At 59.9% G+C, this 16,990-nt stretch carries 13 protein-coding genes; 11 read left to right on the top strand and 2 right to left on the bottom strand.

Going from position 1 to position 16,990, the window contains the following annotated elements; all coding sequences use genetic code 11:
* Positions 1-67: 67 nt before the first annotated feature.
* Positions 68-1,558 (top strand): sodium/proline symporter PutP, encoded by a 1,491-nt coding sequence (gene putP / locus C4S72_RS20595; RefSeq protein ID WP_104005066.1) that lies wholly within the window; start codon positions 68-70, stop codon positions 1,556-1,558.
* Positions 1,559-1,645: 87 nt separating this feature from the next.
* Here the strand turns inward: putP and C4S72_RS20600 are convergent, their stop codons facing one another.
* Entirely contained in the window at positions 1,646-3,973 is a 2,328-nt protein-coding gene (locus tag C4S72_RS20600; RefSeq protein ID WP_104005067.1) for a molybdopterin-dependent oxidoreductase, read from the bottom strand.
* Positions 3,974-4,322: 349 nt separating this feature from the next.
* Between C4S72_RS20600 and C4S72_RS20605 the strand changes: the two genes are divergently transcribed.
* The 10 genes from C4S72_RS20605 to C4S72_RS20650 all read left to right on the top strand — a co-directional run bounded on the left by C4S72_RS20605 (position 4,323) and on the right by C4S72_RS20650 (position 15,328).
* Complete coding sequence (locus C4S72_RS20605; protein WP_104005068.1) at positions 4,323-5,246, top strand: LysR substrate-binding domain-containing protein; 924 nt, start codon at positions 4,323-4,325, stop codon at positions 5,244-5,246.
* Positions 5,247-5,739: 493 nt separating this feature from the next.
* Positions 5,740-6,531 (top strand): class II aldolase/adducin family protein, encoded by a 792-nt coding sequence (locus tag C4S72_RS20610; RefSeq protein ID WP_104005069.1) that lies wholly within the window; start codon positions 5,740-5,742, stop codon positions 6,529-6,531.
* A 35-nt stretch (positions 6,532-6,566) separates the two neighbouring features.
* Positions 6,567-8,126, top strand: a complete 1,560-nt coding sequence (locus tag C4S72_RS20615) for an ABC transporter substrate-binding protein (RefSeq protein ID WP_104005070.1) — start codon at positions 6,567-6,569, stop codon at positions 8,124-8,126.
* 67 nt (positions 8,127-8,193) lie between these two features.
* Complete coding sequence (locus tag C4S72_RS20620) at positions 8,194-9,177, top strand: ABC transporter permease (RefSeq protein WP_104005071.1); 984 nt, start codon at positions 8,194-8,196, stop codon at positions 9,175-9,177.
* On the top strand, positions 9,174-10,013 hold the full coding sequence (locus tag C4S72_RS20625) for an ABC transporter permease (protein ID WP_104005072.1): 840 nt from the start codon (positions 9,174-9,176) through the stop codon (positions 10,011-10,013). The genes C4S72_RS20620 and C4S72_RS20625 overlap by 4 nt, the downstream gene beginning before the upstream one ends.
* 1 nt (position 10,014) lies before the next feature.
* The gene (locus C4S72_RS20630; RefSeq protein WP_104005073.1) at positions 10,015-11,658 is read left to right on the top strand and encodes an ABC transporter ATP-binding protein; all 1,644 of its coding nucleotides are present in this window, start codon (positions 10,015-10,017) and stop codon (positions 11,656-11,658) included.
* Entirely contained in the window at positions 11,658-12,596 is a 939-nt protein-coding gene (locus tag C4S72_RS20635) for a 2-hydroxyacid dehydrogenase (RefSeq protein WP_104005074.1), read from the top strand. The genes C4S72_RS20630 and C4S72_RS20635 overlap by 1 nt, the downstream gene beginning before the upstream one ends.
* A gap of 11 nt (positions 12,597-12,607) precedes the next feature.
* A complete protein-coding gene (locus C4S72_RS20640) occupies positions 12,608-13,858 on the top strand; it encodes a Zn-dependent hydrolase (protein ID WP_104005075.1) in 1,251 nt (416 codons plus the stop codon).
* A 28-nt stretch (positions 13,859-13,886) separates the two neighbouring features.
* The gene (locus tag C4S72_RS20645; RefSeq protein ID WP_104005076.1) at positions 13,887-14,906 is read left to right on the top strand and encodes a histone deacetylase family protein; all 1,020 of its coding nucleotides are present in this window, start codon (positions 13,887-13,889) and stop codon (positions 14,904-14,906) included.
* A gap of 122 nt (positions 14,907-15,028) precedes the next feature.
* On the top strand, positions 15,029-15,328 hold the full coding sequence (locus tag C4S72_RS20650; protein ID WP_104005077.1) for a cupin domain-containing protein: 300 nt from the start codon (positions 15,029-15,031) through the stop codon (positions 15,326-15,328).
* Between the two features lie 204 nt (positions 15,329-15,532).
* Here C4S72_RS20650 and C4S72_RS20655 read toward each other — a convergent pair whose 3' ends face one another.
* Entirely contained in the window at positions 15,533-16,960 is a 1,428-nt protein-coding gene (locus tag C4S72_RS20655; protein WP_104005078.1) for an FAD-dependent oxidoreductase, read from the bottom strand.
* Positions 16,961-16,990: the final 30 nt, after the last annotated feature.

The raw sequence follows: 16,990 nt of genomic DNA on the forward strand, positions 1-16,990 counted from the left end.
GATGCCATCGGCCACCCGAAGAGGTGACGCCGCCACTCTGCAACTCCAACAACAGAGACATGAGCTTATGAATGATAATAATCTGGCAATCTACGGCACTTTCGTCGTCTACCTGGTACTGATGCTGGCAATCGGTTACTACGCCTATATTCGTACCGTTAATTCATCCGACTATTTCCTTGGCGGCCGTTCCCTCGGCCCCTGGCCCGCTGCCCTGTCTGCCGGCGCCTCCGATATGAGCGGCTGGCTGCTACTCGGGCTGCCCGGCTATGCCTATGCCGCGGGCCTTGAAGCGGTCTGGCTCGGCGGTGGCCTGCTGGTCGGTACCTGGGCCAACTGGCTGATTACCGCCAAGCGCCTGCGCACTTACAGTATCGTCGCCAACGACTCGCTGACGCTGCCGGAGTTCTTTGCCAACCGGTTCAAGGACAACTCCCGCCTGCTGCAGGTGATCTCGGCATTTTTCATCCTGCTGTTCTTCCTGTTCTACACCAGCTCTGGCCTGGTGGCCGGCGGCAAGCTGTTTGAGGAGGTGTTCGGCCTGAACTACCAGTATGCGGTGGTTATCGGCACCGTCTGCGTGGTCTCGTACACCCTGTTTGGTGGTTTCCTGGCGGTGTCCTGGACCGACCTGGTACAGGGTCTGCTGATGGCTGCTGCGCTGATGATCGTGCCGATCATGGTGATACAGGCGGATGGCGGTCTGAATGCGATGTTCGGTTCTCTGCGTGAGGTTAACCCGGAACTGCTGACCATCTTTAAGGGTACCGATGGCGAAGCGCTGAGCCTGATCTCCATCGTTTCCCTGGTCGCCTGGGGCCTGGGCTACTTTGGTCAGCCGCATATCCTGGCCCGTTTCAAGGCCACACGAAGCAACGCGGATATCCCCACCGCACGCCGCATTGCGGTGATCTGGAGCGGCCTGTCCATGGCCGGTGCGATCTTTGTCGGTCTCGCCGGTTTAATCTACGTGAGCGGTCATATGCCGGGCGACGTGGCCGATGGCGAGAAGATCTTCATGGTGTTGGTCAATGCCGTGTTCCATCCGGTGGTCGCCGGTATTCTGTTGGCGGCGATCCTGGCGGCGATCATGAGTACCGCGGATTCCCAGCTGCTTGTCTCCTCCTCCGCCCTGGCAGAGGACTTCTACAAAAAGCTGTTCCGTCCGGATGCCAGCGCCAAAGAGATTGTTATGGTTGGCCGCATCGCGGTTCTGGCCCTCTCCTTTGTTGCGCTGGTGCTGGCGTTCAACCCGGATTCCACCGTGCTGGGCCTGGTCTCCTACGCCTGGGCGGGCTTCGGCGCTGCCTTCGGTCCGGCGCTGCTGTTCAGCCTCTACTGGTCACGTATGAACCGTAACGGTGCCCTGGCAGGTATCATCGTAGGTGCGGTGACCGTGGTGGTCTGGAAACAGCTCAGCGGCGGGATTTTCGATCTGTACGAGATCGTACCGGGTATCGTCTTCGCCACCATCGCTATCGTTGTGGTAACACTGCTCGGCAGTGAGCCGGACGAAGAGCTGAAAGCTCAGCATCAGGAGATGCTGAACAAACTCTAAGCACTTGCGCTGCAAATACAGCGGTTAATAAGGCTTAGAACAAGGCTGGCGCCGCCATCGGGCGCCGGCCTTGCATTCCTGCTGCCATCAGGCTCTGCGGATACGGATCATCTCTGCATGAGGCACCACTTCAGGTACCGGCCCCTCCCATTTCTCGACTGAGACCAGCGACAGCTGCCCGGCGCAGCCCTGGCTGAGGTCCGAAGCCCCTGCATCCGACGTCAGGATGTTAGGATTCCCGTTGACGCAGGTGATCCCCGAACCTTCCAGCTCTTTTGGCGCATACCAGGCGCCGGTGGATAACTGCACCACCGACGGCAACAGCTGATCACTGATCCCCACAGCCGCCAGCGCTGCCCCGCGCCCGTTCCATAAGCGGATCACATCGCCCTCTTTAACACCAAGTTCTCTGGCATCGTCAGGATGCAGCCGGGCTATCTCACGACCATCCTTTTTCAGCGCCATGCTGGTAGCGCCAAAATCCAGCTGGCTGTGCAATTTACCTTTGGGCTGGTTCGCCACCAGCTGAAAGCGGTGCAATTTGGCTTGCTCACCTCCCAGCCACTCGTCCGGTTCCACCCAGGCCGGATGGCCCGGCAGTTCGGTACCGGCAACCCTATCAGACCATATCTCGATCCTGCCGCTGGGCGTGTCCAACGGGTTGGAATCAGGGTCCTGGTGAAAACGCGCGATGCCACCAGGGGTAGATGAGGTCGGCAGTTCGAGGATGCCACCCTGCATGAAGTCATCGAAGTCCGGCGCAGGCATATTGCGTTCGCTCAGCGCCTGCTGGGTACGCGTGTACATATGATGCAGCCACTGGCGACTGCTGCGTCCCTCGGTGAACAACTCCTTACACCCAAGGCGTGCGGCAAGCGCCGCGAAGATATCGTAGTCATCCCGGGCGCCATTGCGCACCTCGGTTAAGCGCTGCATCGGGACCAGAAACGGATCATTGCTCCCCGCCCCTATATCCTCCCGCTCTGCGGTGATCGTCGCCGGAAAGATAATATCGGCGTAGCGGGTCGATGCGGTGGAGACACTTTCATTGATGATAATCGTATCTGGACGGCTGAAGGCGCGACGCAGCTTTTCCAGATCCTGATGGTGGTGAAAGGGGTTACCGCCGGCCCAGTAAACCAGACGGATATCGGCGTAACTGCGGGTTTCACCCTTGTAGGTATAGCGCTTGCCCGGGTGCAACAGCAGCTCGGCGATGCGCGCCACGGGGATGAAATCATCCACCCGGTTAGTGCCCTGGGGCAGGGTTGGCAGAGGCACAGCCAACGGCGGCTTACCGACACTGCTGATCGACCCCAGCGCATAGGAAAAGCCAGCGCCAGGCAGCGGATACTGGCCCAGCATGGCGGTTAGCGTCAGCGCCATCCATACCGGTTCTTCGCCATATTGCGAGCGCTGCAGCGAATAGGCCACTGCGATATGGGTGCGTTTACTGGCGACCTGCTCGGCCAGCTCGACGATCCGTTCAGCAGGCACGCCGCAGATCGCCGCTGCCCATTCCGGTGTTTTCTCCACCCCATCCGTGTTTCCCAGCAGATAGGCTTCAAACCGGTCATACCCGGTGGTGAACCGCTCCAGGTAGGCATGGTCGACCTGACCACTGGCGTGAAGCTGCGAGGCCATCCCCAGCATCAGCGCCACATCGGTGGCCGGTCGCGGTGCAATGCGCGTTACGTTGGGCAGGTCGGTAAAGTCATCACCGAGCGGGCTGATCGAGACGAACTCACAACCCCTTTCTGCCGCGGCTTGCAGCGATGAGCGAGCCGTATGACAGGAGATACCGCCGGGACTGGTCTGCAGATTGCGCAGGGGCAGACCACCAAAGGCGATCAGCAGTTCGGTCTCCTCCGCGATCTCCTGCCAGGTTGGATGATCCCGCGCCAGCTTCATCGCCGGCCCCCAAACCAGACTCAACAGGGTCTCACCCGCCGCCGATGAATAGGTATCCACGGAGCGGACATAACCGCCAAAGGTGGAGTTCAGAAAGCGATGCACCTGACTCTGGGCATGATGAAAACGACCGGCGGACGACCAGCCGTAGGAGCCGCCAAACACACGACTCCCGGCAACCGGCCTCTCCGCGGGCTGTTCGGGCCCTGCCCCCAGACGCCTGAGTTCACTGGCCGCCAGATCAAGCGCCTGATCCCACTCCATCTCGATGTAGTCATCCTCGCCCCGCCGTGTATCCGGCCCCGGTCCATCCTCCAGCCAGCCGCGTCGAATCAGCGGCTTGCTAAGCCGGGCCGGATGGTCCAGAGCTGCGGGGATGTTGGCAAGAATCTCTGAGGGGTCAGGATCTTTTTCGAACGGCGTGATCTCGAGTCTGCCGTTGTCGTTGCGGGCGGAAAAAGTACCCCAGTGGCTGCTGTGGTAGCGGATATCCTTATCTTTCATCGACATCTTGCCTATAGCGGGTGAATGGGTGCGCACAGGTAGTGGAAAGCGCCAGGAGGATTTTTTTAGTAGCCACGCGAGACTTGAATGACAGTGCATTGTGGCAAGGCTTGGGCGGTCGACAGATACTCGCAACGCAACGGCACCCCTATTAAATGCCCGGTGCGGATGTCGCCAAGTCCGTATCTGTTCGTCCTGTTATTTTTAAAATGCCAGTACAGCGACGCGCCGGCAAGCGGCCCACCCTCTGCGATGGTTTGGCTCCGGGACCTGTGTCGCCGCTTTAATTTTCCCCGGCCTTGCGACAAGATGGAATGCCGATACTCCCGCGACCCGAGGACACTGGCCGATGCACCACTACCCCTCCATCACCGCTCTGCGCGCCTTTGAGGCGGTCGCCCGGCTCGGTAGCGTCACCAGTGCGGCACGGGAGATGAATCTGACCCGCAGTGCCATCAGCCGTCAGATCGCCGGGCTTGAGGAGAGCCTGGGCTTTCCACTGACCTACCGCAGCGGCCGCAATATCGGCCTGACGATCCAGGGCCAGCGCTATGCCGGCGAGGTAAGACGCTCACTGCAGATCCTGCTGGCCGCGGCGCGCTGGGAAACCGGCCCCGATATTACCGGCCGCCTGATCATCAGCTGTATTCCTGGCCTTGCCACCTACTGGCTCTGCCACCACATTGGCGAGTTCCAGCGTCTCTTTCCTAAGCTGGAGCTAGACCTGCGCTCGCCGCGTACTCCGGATGACACCAGCAACGAGGATGTGGACCTGTTCATCTCCTACGGCGATGGCCACTGGCCCAATATGAACGTGCGCCGCTTTATGAGCCTGCAGCTGTTTCCGATCTGCAGCCCGCAGTTTCTAAACCGCACCGAAGGCCTGAAAAGCCCGACGGACCTGCCCAACTTCACCCTGCTTCACCTGGCCAATCAAACCAACTGGCGTGTCTGGCTCGCCGCGGTTGGCGCCCAGAATGCACAGCTCCAGGGCGGCATCACCTTTTCCGATGCCCACTTCGTCCAATCCGCTGCCATCGCCGGCCAGGGAATAGCACTGGGCGACAATATGCTTAGCGGCGATGCCCTGGCCCGAGGCCTGGTGGTGATGCCGTTCGATATCAGCATCGACGCACCCAAGGCCTACTACTTCGTCACATCGCCGGAGAAAACCGACCGCCCCGATGTACAGGCGTTCGTGCGCTGGCTGGAAGATAAGTTCGCTGCCGAAAAACGTAACTGGCGACGCAAGGGCGCGGGAATCATCGGCTGAGTATTGCAGCGGATACAACCATTAGTTGATGCTTACGCGGTGGTCTAAACTGGCTATTTAGCCAAGATACCGAAAGATGCACTATCTTTTCCCAGCGCACCAAAAATGAGCATAGTTGCATAGCCTCCCTGCGCTTAAGCCTCCAGCCAGCCTGTCTCTAACCTTCATAAATCGGCCACCGCCCAACTGTTCCGCCGTACGGGCAAAAGCCCCAGCCTCTCACAGCAACCAGTGGCCTCCAACTTGCATAACCATTGGAAAGACAGCCGAACGATAAAAATCGATTCAATCTCCCCCTTCCCAAGTTGTTGATTCCTCAACCGGAGCTACACTTCTCCCTGGCCAAAATGTTTCCAAAAACTCAACAATAACGGCGAAATATATCGATTGTAGTGTCGATTAACTTAACAAAGAATGGGTTATTGCCGCTTCTACAGCGACAGGGGCGAGAGCAGCATCCAACATCAATTTTCTACCCGATAAAGGAGTATCCATGCACAGCGCAGCCAGTACGGATTTTATTAACGATGTGTATCCGCAACTGAGCGACGAGGAACGGATTCGCGTAGACCTCGCTGCCGCTTACAACCTGATCGAACACTTCGGTATGAGCGACAGCATCTACACCCATATCTCGGCGCGCCTGCCCGGTGTGCATGACCGCTTCCTGATCAACCCTTACGGCACCCGCTTCAGTGAAGTGACTGCCAGTAATCTGGTGGCCATCGACCTGGATGGCAACATCCTCGACGACCCGTTCGGCATGGGCGCCAACCCGGCCGGCTTCACCATCCATTCCGCCGTTCACGCCGCCCGTCCGGACGCTCAATGCGCCCTGCATACCCATACCGTGGCCGGCGTAGCGGTCTCTTCAACCAAGGAAGGCATTCTGCCGATCAATCAGTGGTCGATGCAGTTCTACCAGGCCGTATCCCGCCACCCCTACGAGGGTATCGCGCTGAACCTGGCCGAACGGGAGCGCCTGGTGAAAGATCTGGGTCCGGACAACAAGGTCCTGATCCTGGATAACCACGGCATGATGACCCTGGGCGATAACGTCGGTGAAGCCTTCACCCTGATGTTCAACCTGGAGCGCACCTGCCAGACACAACTGGCGATTCTCTCCAGTGGCCTGACGATCCAGAACGTCGAGCCGGAAATCTGCAAACGCACCTCCGACCAATACAAAGAGTTTGCCGAACTGAGCCAGCGCAACGGCTTCCATGCCGAGTGGCTTGCCTATCTGCGCCTTCTTGAAACAGTTGCCCCCCATTACCGGGCCTGAGCCCCTGCCATCAAGAGCAATCGAGGATCTGATTCATGAAAAAACTGCTATTGCAGGCGGCACTGGCCGCTGCCCTCCCGCTGAGCTGCATCAACGTGCAGGCCGCCGAACCCACCGACGGCGGTACGCTGAACGTGGTGGTTCAGCCCGAGCCGCCCAGCCTGATGATCGGCATCTACTCCAATGCGCCCACCCAGCAGGTGGCCGGCAACATCTATGAAGGCCTGCTGCGCTACGACAAGAACCTCGAGCCGCAGCCGCTGCTGGCCAAATCCTGGGAGAGCAGCGAAGACGGCACCACCTGGACCTTCCACCTGAAAGAGAACGTAACCTGGCACGACGGCAAGCCGTTCACTTCGGCCGACGTGGTGTTCTCGGTGGACAAGTTCCTGCGCGAAACCAACTCCCGCCTGCGTCAATCGCTGGAGTACGTGGACTCGATCACCGCGCCGGATGACTACACCGTCGTGTTCCAGCTGAAAGAGCCGTTCGGCCCCTTCATAGGGCTGTTTGAGACCGGCACGATGCCGATGGTGCCCAAGCACATCTATGAAGGTACCGATTACAAGACCAACCCGGCCAACCATCACCCGATCGGCACCGGCCCGTTCAAGTTCGACGAGTGGCAGAAAGGTTCTTACATCCACGCGGTACGTAACGACAACTACCACCAGGAAGGCCTGCCACACCTGGACGAGATCTACTGGCACGTGATTCCGGATGCGGCCTCCCGCTCCGTGGCTTACGAAACCGGCAAGATCGACGTCCTGCCCGGCGGCTCGGTGGAAAACTTCGATATTCCGCGCCTCACTGGCCTGGAAAACTCCTGCGTCACCTCGGAAGGCTGGGAGTACTTCTCACCCCACGCCTGGCTGTGGATAAACAACCGCAACTACCCGATGTCGGACAAGCGCTTCCGCCAGGCGATCATGTACGCCATGGACCGTGAGTTCGCCAAGAACGCCCTGTGGAACGGCTACGGCAAGATCGCCAAGGGCCCAATCAGTTCCAAGACCAAGTTCTTCGACGAGGATCTGCCGGACTACGAATACAACCCGGAAAAAGCCAAGGAACTGTTGAAAGAGATGGGCTACGACGGCACCCCGGTGCGCCTGATGCCGATGCCTTACGGCGAGACCTGGCAACGCTGGGCCGAAGCGATCCGTCAAAACCTGAGCGAAGTGGGTATCGAGACCGATATGGTCGCCACCGATGTAGCGGGCTGGAACCAGAAACTCTCCGACTGGGACTACGACCTGTCGTTCAGCTACCTCTACCAGTACGGCGATCCGGCGCTGGGCGTTTCCCGCTCCTACATCTCCGACAACATCGCCAAGGGCTCGCCCTGGAACAACGTTGAAGGCTACGCCAACGAGAAGGTGGACCAGTTGTTCGATGAAGCCGCCACCGCCTTCCCGGACAGCAAACGCGCGGAGCTCTACAAGCAGGTGCAGCAGCAGCTGGTTGAAGATGTACCGGTGGGCTGGTTGCTCGAGCTTGAGTTCCCGACCATCTACAACTGCAAGGTTCACAACCTGATCGACTCCGCCATCGGCGTCAACGATGCCTTCGGCACCGCCTGGATCGAGCAGTAATCGATCTTCCGCGCTAAACGGGCGGGGCCGTCACTGACGGCCCCGCCCCCGATCTACGGAACTATCTATGAGCATCCAGACACTGTTCTATATCGCTGGGCGCCTGATCAAGGGCCTGCTGGTATTGTTCGTCATCGCGATCTTCAACTTCTTCCTGATCCGGGCCGCACCGGGCGACCCCGCCAAGGTGATGGCCGGCGAAGCCGGCGCTGCAGACGAAGTGTTCCTGCAACAGCTGCGCGAACAGTTCGGTCTGGATCAACCGCTTTACTACCAGCTCTGGGTTTATATCAGCAACCTGGTGCAGTTCGACATGGGCCAGACCTATCGCCAGCAGATGCCGGTGTTTGACCTGATCATGGATCGCCTGCCCGCCACGCTGCTGCTGACCGGCACCGCCTTCGTGCTGTCGTTGGGTCTCGGTGTACTGGTGGGGGTGATCGCCGCCTCCAACCACCGCAAATGGATCGACTCCGCCATCTCCGTCGCTGCACTGGTGTTCTACGCCACGCCGCTGTTCTGGCTGGCACTGATGGCGGTACTGCTGTTCTCGGTGTTCCTCGGCTGGCTGCCCGCCTTCGGCATGGAAACCGTGGGCGCCAACTACACCGGCTGGGACCGGGTGGTGGATATCGCCGAGCACCTGGTGCTGCCCGCGATGACGCTGGGGCTGTTCTTTACCGCAGTCTATGCCCGCATGACGCGCACCTCGATGATCGAGACCGGCCGTGCCGATTTTGTCAAAACCGCCAAGGCCAAGGGGATGTCCCCGGCACGCGTCACCTTCCGTCACACCCTGCGCAACGCGCTGCTGCCGGTGGTGACCCTGGCCGGTCTACAGGCGGGACAGATGATCGGCGGCGCCGTCCTCACCGAGACCGTGTTCGCCTGGCCCGGCATCGGCCGCCTGATGTTCGAGGCACTGTTCCAGCGCGACTACAACCTGCTGCTGGGCGTGTTCTTCATCTCCTCGGCGATGGTGGTGCTGTTCAACCTGGTCACCGACATCATCTACTGCCTCGTGGACCCACGGATTGAGTTAACCAAATGAGTATTCTGAGAAAACTGTCGACCAACAAGGTAGCCCTGTTCGGACTGATCGTGCTCGTTTTCCTCGTGCTGGTCGCCATCTTCGGGCCCTACCTCTACGAAACCTCTCCCTGGAAAATGGTGAACCGCCCGTTCCTGCCGCCCATGGAGAACACTGATCTGATGCTGGGCACCGACACCATGGGGCGTGATGTGCTGGCAGGCCTGGTGTACGGCGCACGGATCTCCCTGCTGGTAGGTTTGATCTCCACGATGATTGCCCTGCTGATCGGCGTACCGCTGGGCGCCACCGCCGGTTACTTTGGCGGCTGGATCGACGAAGCACTGATGCGCTTTACCGAAATCTTCCAGACCGTGCCGAGTTTCGCCCTGGCGATCGTGATCGTGGCGATCTTCGAGCCCTCGGTCTATTCCATCACCATCGCCATCGCCCTGGTGAGCTGGCCACCGGTGGCGCGCCTGGTGCGTGGCGAATTCCTCGCCCTGCGTAATCAGGAGTATGTGCTGGCGGCACGGCTGAACGGCCAGACCAACCGCAACATTATCCTGCGCGAAATTCTGCCCAACACCCTGTCACCGATCATCGTCATGGCCTCGCTGATGGTGGCCACGGCGATTCTGCTGGAATCGGCGCTGTCGTTCCTCGGCCTGGGTGACCCGGAGATCATGTCCTGGGGCTATATGATCGGCGCCGCACGCACCGTGATTCGCCAGGCCTGGTGGCTGAGCTTCTTCCCCGGTGTCGCCATCGCCATCACCGTGCTGGCACTGAACCTGGTGGGCGAAGGGCTGAACGAGGCACTGAACCCGAAACTCTCTGGCAAGCGGGAGAGCTGATATGAATCCTGTGTTGAAAGTCGAGGATCTGTCGATCCGCCTGCCGGTAGGCGCCGACCGCCCTTACGCGGTCAACAAGCTGAGCTATTCGCTCTATCCCGGCGAGATACTCTGTGTCGTCGGTGAGTCCGGTTCCGGTAAATCGATGACCGCCAACGCCGTGATGGGCCTGCTGCCCAAGGCGATCCAGGTGGATAAGGGCGCCATCATCTTTGACGGCAAGGACCTTATTTCGCTGGAGGAGAAGCGCGCCAGGGATCTGCGCGGTAACCGCATCAGCATGATCTTCCAGGAGCCGATGACCGCCCTGAATCCTCTGATGCGGGTTGAGGATCAGATCGGCGAGGTGTTTCTTATCCACAGCAACCTGAGCAAGCAGCAGCGCAAGGCACGCACGCTGGAGCTGCTCAAGGATGTGGGCCTGCCCGACCCGGAAAAAGCGATGCGGGTCTATCCGCACCAGCTCTCCGGCGGCCAGCGCCAGCGCGTCATGATCGCCATGGCACTGGCACTGGAGCCATCGATCCTGATCGCCGACGAACCCACCACCGCACTGGATGTGACTACCCAGGCGCAGATTCTGCACCTGATCAAAGAGCTGCAGCGCAAGCACGGCACCGCGGTGATGTTTATCACCCATGACTTCGGCGTGGTCGCCGAGATCGCCGATCGTGTGGTGGTGATGCAGTACGGCGATATGGTCGAGATCGGCAGCCGCGAGCAGGTGCTCAACCAACCCCAGCACCCCTACACGAAAAAGCTGATCGCCGCGGTGCCGCCGCTGAGTGCACCGGATCGCGAAATTGAGGATAGAGCAGGCCAGAAACCGGCCCTGTCGGTGAAATCCCTGTGTAAAACCTATGTCTCTCCCGGCGGCTGGTTCAAGCCAGCGCGCACCGTGCACGCCGCCCAGGATGTGAGCTTCGATCTTTACCGCGGTGAAACCCTGGGCCTGGTGGGCGAGTCCGGCTCCGGCAAGTCCACCGTCAGCCGCTGTATTGTGCGCCTGCTCGACGCTGACAGCGGCGAGATCCTGCTCGGCGGCAGCGCCATCCAGGACCTGGATCACAAGGCGCTGGTTCCATTCCGCAAGCAGATCCAGATGGTGTTCCAGGATCCCTACGCCTCGTTAAACCCGCGCAAGACCGTCGGCCGTATTATCGCCGATGGCCCCATCGCCCAGGGCGTACCCGTGGCGGAAGCGATGGACAGAGCACGGGAGCTGCTAAAGCTGGTGGAACTGCCGGAAACGGCGCTGGAGCGTTACCCGCATGAGTTCTCTGGCGGCCAGCGCCAGCGTGTCGGCATCGCCCGGGCACTGGCGCATAATCCCCAGGTACTGGTGGCGGATGAGGCGATCTCGGCGCTGGACGTTTCGGTGCAGGCGCAGATCCTGGAGCTGATCGACACGCTGAAAAAGAAACTCAACCTGGCGGTGCTGTTCGTGGTCCACGACCTGCGCGTCGCAGCCCAGGTGTGTGATCGGGTGATCGTGATGCAGCACGGCAAGATCGTCGAGGCCGGCGACACCAAGGCGGTCTTCGAAGATCCGCAACACACCTATACCCAGAACCTGATCGCTTCGATTCCCGGTGCAGACTGGCGCAGCGAACATCAACCCACAGCAGTAGGACAACCGGCGTAATGCAACAGGGTATCGTACAAGTAAAAGGCGTAGATCCAACGCCCTACCTGGAAAGCTTCAACCGTTATTCAGACGAGCTATCCCTCCTGACCGCGGATATGCCGCATGACCCGGAGCAGATCACCTTCGCCCTGCTCTGGTACCCGGATGACGATTTTTTCGACCGTTATCCCAACGTAAAACTCGTCGCCTCCATCGCGGCCGGTGTGGATAACATCCTCGCCTGCCCGAGCCTCAGGGACGATGTGATCGTCTGCCGGAATCGCGATCCAGAGCAGGCCTCGATCATGAGCACCTTCGCGCTCTGGCACATCATCGGCCACCAGCGCAATTTCGAGCGCTACCGTGAACAGCAGACGCTGCACATCTGGAAACGTCACCCGATGCGGGCACCCGCTGATATCAATGTCGGCATCCTTGGCCTGGGTTTTATGGGCGAGAAAATCGCCGATGACTGTCATGCCCTTGGCTTCAACGTGGCCGGATGGCGCAAAAGCTTCAAAACCCTGACCAACGAAGAGATTCCGGTCTTCGCCGGTACGGAACAGCTGGACAGCTTTCTGCAACGCACCGAGGTGCTGATCTGTGTGCTGCCGCTGACCGATGAAACCCGCGGCATTCTCAATCGCGATACCTTCAGCAAACTCCAGCGAGGCGGTTACCTGGTGCATATCGGTCGCGGCGACCACCTGGTACCCGAAGACCTGTTCGCGGCGCTGGAAGATGGCCAACTGGCAGGTGCGGCGCTGGATGTGTTCACCCCCGAGCCGCTACCAGCCGACAGCCCGATCTGGGATCACCCGAAGATTTTCGTCACCCCCCACGATGCCAGCGACGTACGCCCCTCTGCGGCGGCGGCCAACCTGGCAGAGGAAGTGGAAAGGTTCGTCCGCGGCGAGGCGCCTGCCAACCAGGTACTGAAAGAGATCGGCTACTGAAGGAGTTTCCCATGCAAGGTCTGAATATCAATGCTGACCGCCTCTGGCAGTCACTGATGGCGATCGGCGATATTGGCCATGTCGATGTGCCTGGAAGCAAGGTGGGCGGCTGCCACCGTCTGGCGCTGTCGGAAAAGGACCTGCGTGGACGCCAGCTGTTTATCGACTGGTGCCAGGCCGAAGGCTGCAGCCTGCGCATCGATGCGATCGGCAATCTGTTCCTGCGCCGTCCGGGGCGCAATAACGACCTGGCGCCGATCGTCACCGGCAGTCACCTGGATACCCAACCCACCGGCGGTAAATTCGACGGCATCTACGGCTGTCTGGCCGGGCTGGAAGCGATACGCGCTCTTAATGAACGGGGTATAGAGACCGAACGTCCCATCGAAGTAGTGGTCTGGACCAACGAAGAGGGTGCCCGCTTCAAGCCGGCGATGCTCGGCTCCGGAGTATTCGCCGGTGTGTTTACACTAGAGGAAGCCCTGGCCAAGGAAGACGCGGACGGCGTGAGCGTTGCTCAAGCTCTACAGCAGGCCGGCTACGACACCGACAGCCGCACGCAGACTGCGATACACCGCTACTTCGAGCTGCATATCGAACAGGGCCCGGTGCTGGAGGCGAACAATATCGATCTGGGCATCGTCTCCGGAGTGCTCGGTATGCGCTGGTACCGGGTGAATGTCAGCGGCCAGTCCTGCCATGCGGGCCCCAGCCCCATGGAAATGCGCAACGATGCCCTGGTCGGCAGCGCAAAAATGATCTCCGAGCTGACCGAGATGGCCGCGGCCGGCGGCCCGTCCACCCGCTGCACCATCGGTGAACTGGAGATCCCCTCCGCATCCTGCAACGTATCGCCGGGCGAGGTGATCTTCTCTCTGGACCTGCGCGAAGCGAGCCAGGAGGCGCTGCAAGCCCTGGAAGATAAAGCCAGGGCGCTGATCGAGGCGCTGGCGGCAGCACGCAACCTCAGCGTCAGTATCGAACAGTTCTGGGAACTGCCAGCCTCCCCCTTCGATAGCGGAGCGATCGAACAGATCCGCACGGCCGCTTCCGAGTCCATGCCCACCGAGCAGTCGATGACCCTGGTCAGCGGCGCCGGTCATGACGCCGTCTACATCAGCCGCGTCGCGCCCACGGCGATGATCTTCGTGCCCTCGGAGAACGGTCTGAGCCACAACGAGAAGGAATACACCCCGCCCGAACAGCTGGCCAAGGGCGCCAACCTGCTGCTGCACACCCTGCTGCAGGCAGCCAACAGCTGAGCCGTACTTTTCTAAACCGGAGACTGAGATGAAAGCTTTCTACAGTGCCGACCAGAGTCAGCACCATCCCAAATTTTATATGAAGAACGGCAAGGCGATCGCGGCACGAGAACTGCCAGAGCGGGGCGAGATTTTCCTCTCCTCCCTCTCAGGCCTGGAGATTCCGGTCGAAAAGGCAAAGGATTTCGGCCCGGGCGTGCTCTCCCGCGTGCACTCTCCGGATTACCTTAATTTTCTCGAAACCGCCTATGAGCAGTGGCAGCAGCTGCCGGACGCCAGCGAAGAGATCATCCCCAAGAGCAACCCCTCGCGCTACGCGGCGACCTATCCGGAAGATATCGTCGGCCGCGTCGGCTGGCACCTGATGGACACCTCCTGCCCGGTGGGCCCCGGCACCTGGCGTGGCACCTACGCCTCAGCTCAGACAGCCCAGAGCGCCGCGGATCACGTCGCCCGGGGCGAGGCACGCCACGCCTACGCGCTCTGCCGCCCGCCCGGCCACCACGCCTATCCGGACGGCGCCGCCGGTTTCTGTTTTATCAACAACTCCGCCGTAGCGGCAGAGCGTCTGCGCGAGACCTACGAGCGCGTCGCCATCATCGATATCGACCTGCACCACGGTAACGGCACCCAGGCGATCTTCTGGCGCCGCCGCGATGTGATGACAGTCTCTCTCCACGCCGACCCCGCCGGCTGCTACCCCCACTACTGGGGCTATGGTCACGAACGCGGTGAAGGCGATGGCTACGGCTATAACCTGAATTTGCCCCTGCCACACGGAACCAGCGACGACGTCTACCTTGATGCACTGGAGAGCGCGCTGGAACAGGTTGCCGCTTTTGCCCCCGACGCGATTGTGATCGCCCAGGGGCTGGATGCCTCGGAACAGGATCCGTTCGGGGTGCTGGGCATCACCACCGAGGGATATGCGCGGATTGGCGCACGTCTGCGGCAGCTGGATAAACCCACGGTGATTGTTCAGGAAGGCGGCTACATCTCCCCGATTCTGGGGGATAACCTGGCGGCGGTGCTGAAGAACTTTATCTAGGACGCTTGATCCGTGACAACGCTTACAAAACGGTGGATCAATGTGACGGTTTAAAACCGGCAAACTATCCGCCACCCTTTTCATCTTAGGATGGCTGCAAACGCCTGAAGGAAATCTTAGAAATGTGTGAAGCAAGCGCAAACTCCACCGCTGTAGCAAACGTCGATGTGGATAACGACGATGTCCGCGTCACCCGCTGGAGTTTCGAACCCGGTGCCGAAACCGGTCACCACCGCCATGAATACGATTACGTGATCACACCGATCACCAACAGCACCATGCAGATTGAAGATGCCGACGGCACAAGGCACGTTGAGATCAAGGCAGGCGTCAGCTACTACCGCCTGGCCGGTGTCGAGCACAATGTAACCAACGCCAGCAAAACGCCGATGATCTTTGTCGAAACCGAGATGAAACGCTGAAAGCTTCTTAGCTAAAAGGACTTTTAGGAAAAAAGCTTGTTAGCGAAAAAGCCGCTTATATAAACGGCACGAACGGAATACAGCCGGCCAGCATGAGGGCAGCGGCGACTGCTATTGAAAGTCTAAGCACGGTTTGCCTCCTGTAATACGCACAACAAAAAGGCCACCCCGAGAGGTGGCCTTTTCTAATCTAGCGCTTCGAGGTTACACCTCGAGGAAATCCAGAATACCTTCAGCGGCTTCGCGACCTTCATAGATAGCGGTCACCACCAGGTCAGATCCGCGCACCATGTCGCCACCGGCAAAGACCTTATCGTTGCTGGTCTGGAACGGGAAACGACCAGCTGCAACTTCCTTGGAAGCGATTACACGACCATCCTGATGCAGATCGATCTTCAGCGATTCGAACCAGGGAGCCGGGCTCGGACGGAAACCGAAAGCTACCAGAACCACGTCGGCGTCGATCACTTCCTCGGAACCTTCGACCACTTCAGCGCGACGACGGCCGTTCTCATCCGGCTCACCCATACGGGTAGTCACCAGCTTGAGGCCTTTTACCTTGCCGTCTTCGCCAACCACTTCCACCGGCTGACGGTTGAACAGGAACTGCACACCTTCTTCGCGCGCGTTTTCCACTTCGCGCTTGGAGCCCGGCATGTTCTCTTCGTCACGACGGTAGGCACAGGTGACGCTCTCAGCGTTCTGACGGATAGAGGTACGGTTACAGTCCATGGCGGTATCACCACCACCAAGCACCACAACCTTCTTACCGGCAACGCTGATGAACTCTTCCGCCTGCTCATAGCCACGGCAGTGGTTCACGTTGGAGATCAGGAACGGCAGCGCATCGTAGACGCCATCCAGGTCTTCGCCCGGGAAACCGCCCTTCATGTAGGTGTAGGTGCCCATGCCGAGGAAGATCGCGTCGTATTCCTTCTCCAGATCTTCGATGGTGACGTCCTTGCCCACCTCCGTGTTGAGGCGGAACTCGATACCCATCTCTTCGAAGATCTCGCGACGTTTAACCATCACGTCTTTTTCGAGCTTGAACTCGGGGATACCGAAGGTCAGCAGACCACCGATCTCCGGGTTACGGTCGAAGACAACCGGCTTAACGCCGTTACGCACCAGGATGTCAGCGCAACCGAGGCCCGCAGGACCTGCGCCAATCACAGCGACTTTCTTGTCGGTCCAGACCACCTTGGACATGTCCGGCTTCCAGCCCATGGCGAACGCAGTGTCGCTGATGTACTTCTCGACCGGACCGATGGTCACAGCGCCAAAGCCATCATTCAGGGTGCAGGCGCCTTCGCAGAGACGATCCTGCGGGCAGACACGGCCGCATACTTCCGGCAGGGAGTTGGTCTGATGGCTCAGCTCTGCCGCTTCCAGCAAATTGCCTTCAGAAACCAGCTTCAGCCAGTTCGGAATATGGTTGTGCACCGGGCACTTCCATGAACAGTACGGGTTACCGCAGTCCAGACAACGGTGCGCCTGCTCGGACGCATCGTCGGTACGGAACGGTTCGTAGATTTCGGCGAATTCGCGCTTGCGAACCTCAGCCTGAATTTTGCTCGGCCCTTCACGGGACACATCGAGGAACTGAAAATCGTTACTCAGACGGTTAGGCATAGTCCCACCTCTTTCAGGTCACCCGGGCCT

This window comes from Marinobacterium lutimaris (assembly GCF_900108065.1).
Classification (GTDB): domain Bacteria; phylum Pseudomonadota; class Gammaproteobacteria; order Pseudomonadales; family Balneatricaceae; genus Marinobacterium_D; species Marinobacterium_D lutimaris.

Excerpts from the sequence above, each read along its gene's own strand:
- putP (WP_104005066.1), top strand. The coding sequence starts at position 68 with ATGAATGATAATAATCTGGCAATCTACGGCACTTTCGTCGTCTACCTG.
- C4S72_RS20600 (WP_104005067.1), bottom strand. The coding sequence starts at position 3,973 with ATGAAAGATAAGGATATCCGCTACCACAGCAGCCACTGGGGTACTTTT.
- C4S72_RS20605 (WP_104005068.1), top strand. The coding sequence starts at position 4,323 with ATGCACCACTACCCCTCCATCACCGCTCTGCGCGCCTTTGAGGCGGTC.
- C4S72_RS20610 (WP_104005069.1), top strand. The coding sequence starts at position 5,740 with ATGCACAGCGCAGCCAGTACGGATTTTATTAACGATGTGTATCCGCAA.
- C4S72_RS20615 (WP_104005070.1), top strand. The coding sequence starts at position 6,567 with ATGAAAAAACTGCTATTGCAGGCGGCACTGGCCGCTGCCCTCCCGCTG.
- C4S72_RS20620 (WP_104005071.1), top strand. The coding sequence starts at position 8,194 with ATGAGCATCCAGACACTGTTCTATATCGCTGGGCGCCTGATCAAGGGC.
- C4S72_RS20625 (WP_104005072.1), top strand. The coding sequence starts at position 9,174 with ATGAGTATTCTGAGAAAACTGTCGACCAACAAGGTAGCCCTGTTCGGA.
- C4S72_RS20630 (WP_104005073.1), top strand. The coding sequence starts at position 10,015 with ATGAATCCTGTGTTGAAAGTCGAGGATCTGTCGATCCGCCTGCCGGTA.
- C4S72_RS20635 (WP_104005074.1), top strand. The coding sequence starts at position 11,658 with ATGCAACAGGGTATCGTACAAGTAAAAGGCGTAGATCCAACGCCCTAC.
- C4S72_RS20640 (WP_104005075.1), top strand. The coding sequence starts at position 12,608 with ATGCAAGGTCTGAATATCAATGCTGACCGCCTCTGGCAGTCACTGATG.
- C4S72_RS20645 (WP_104005076.1), top strand. The coding sequence starts at position 13,887 with ATGAAAGCTTTCTACAGTGCCGACCAGAGTCAGCACCATCCCAAATTT.
- C4S72_RS20650 (WP_104005077.1), top strand. The coding sequence starts at position 15,029 with ATGTGTGAAGCAAGCGCAAACTCCACCGCTGTAGCAAACGTCGATGTG.
- C4S72_RS20655 (WP_104005078.1), bottom strand. The coding sequence starts at position 16,960 with ATGCCTAACCGTCTGAGTAACGATTTTCAGTTCCTCGATGTGTCCCGT.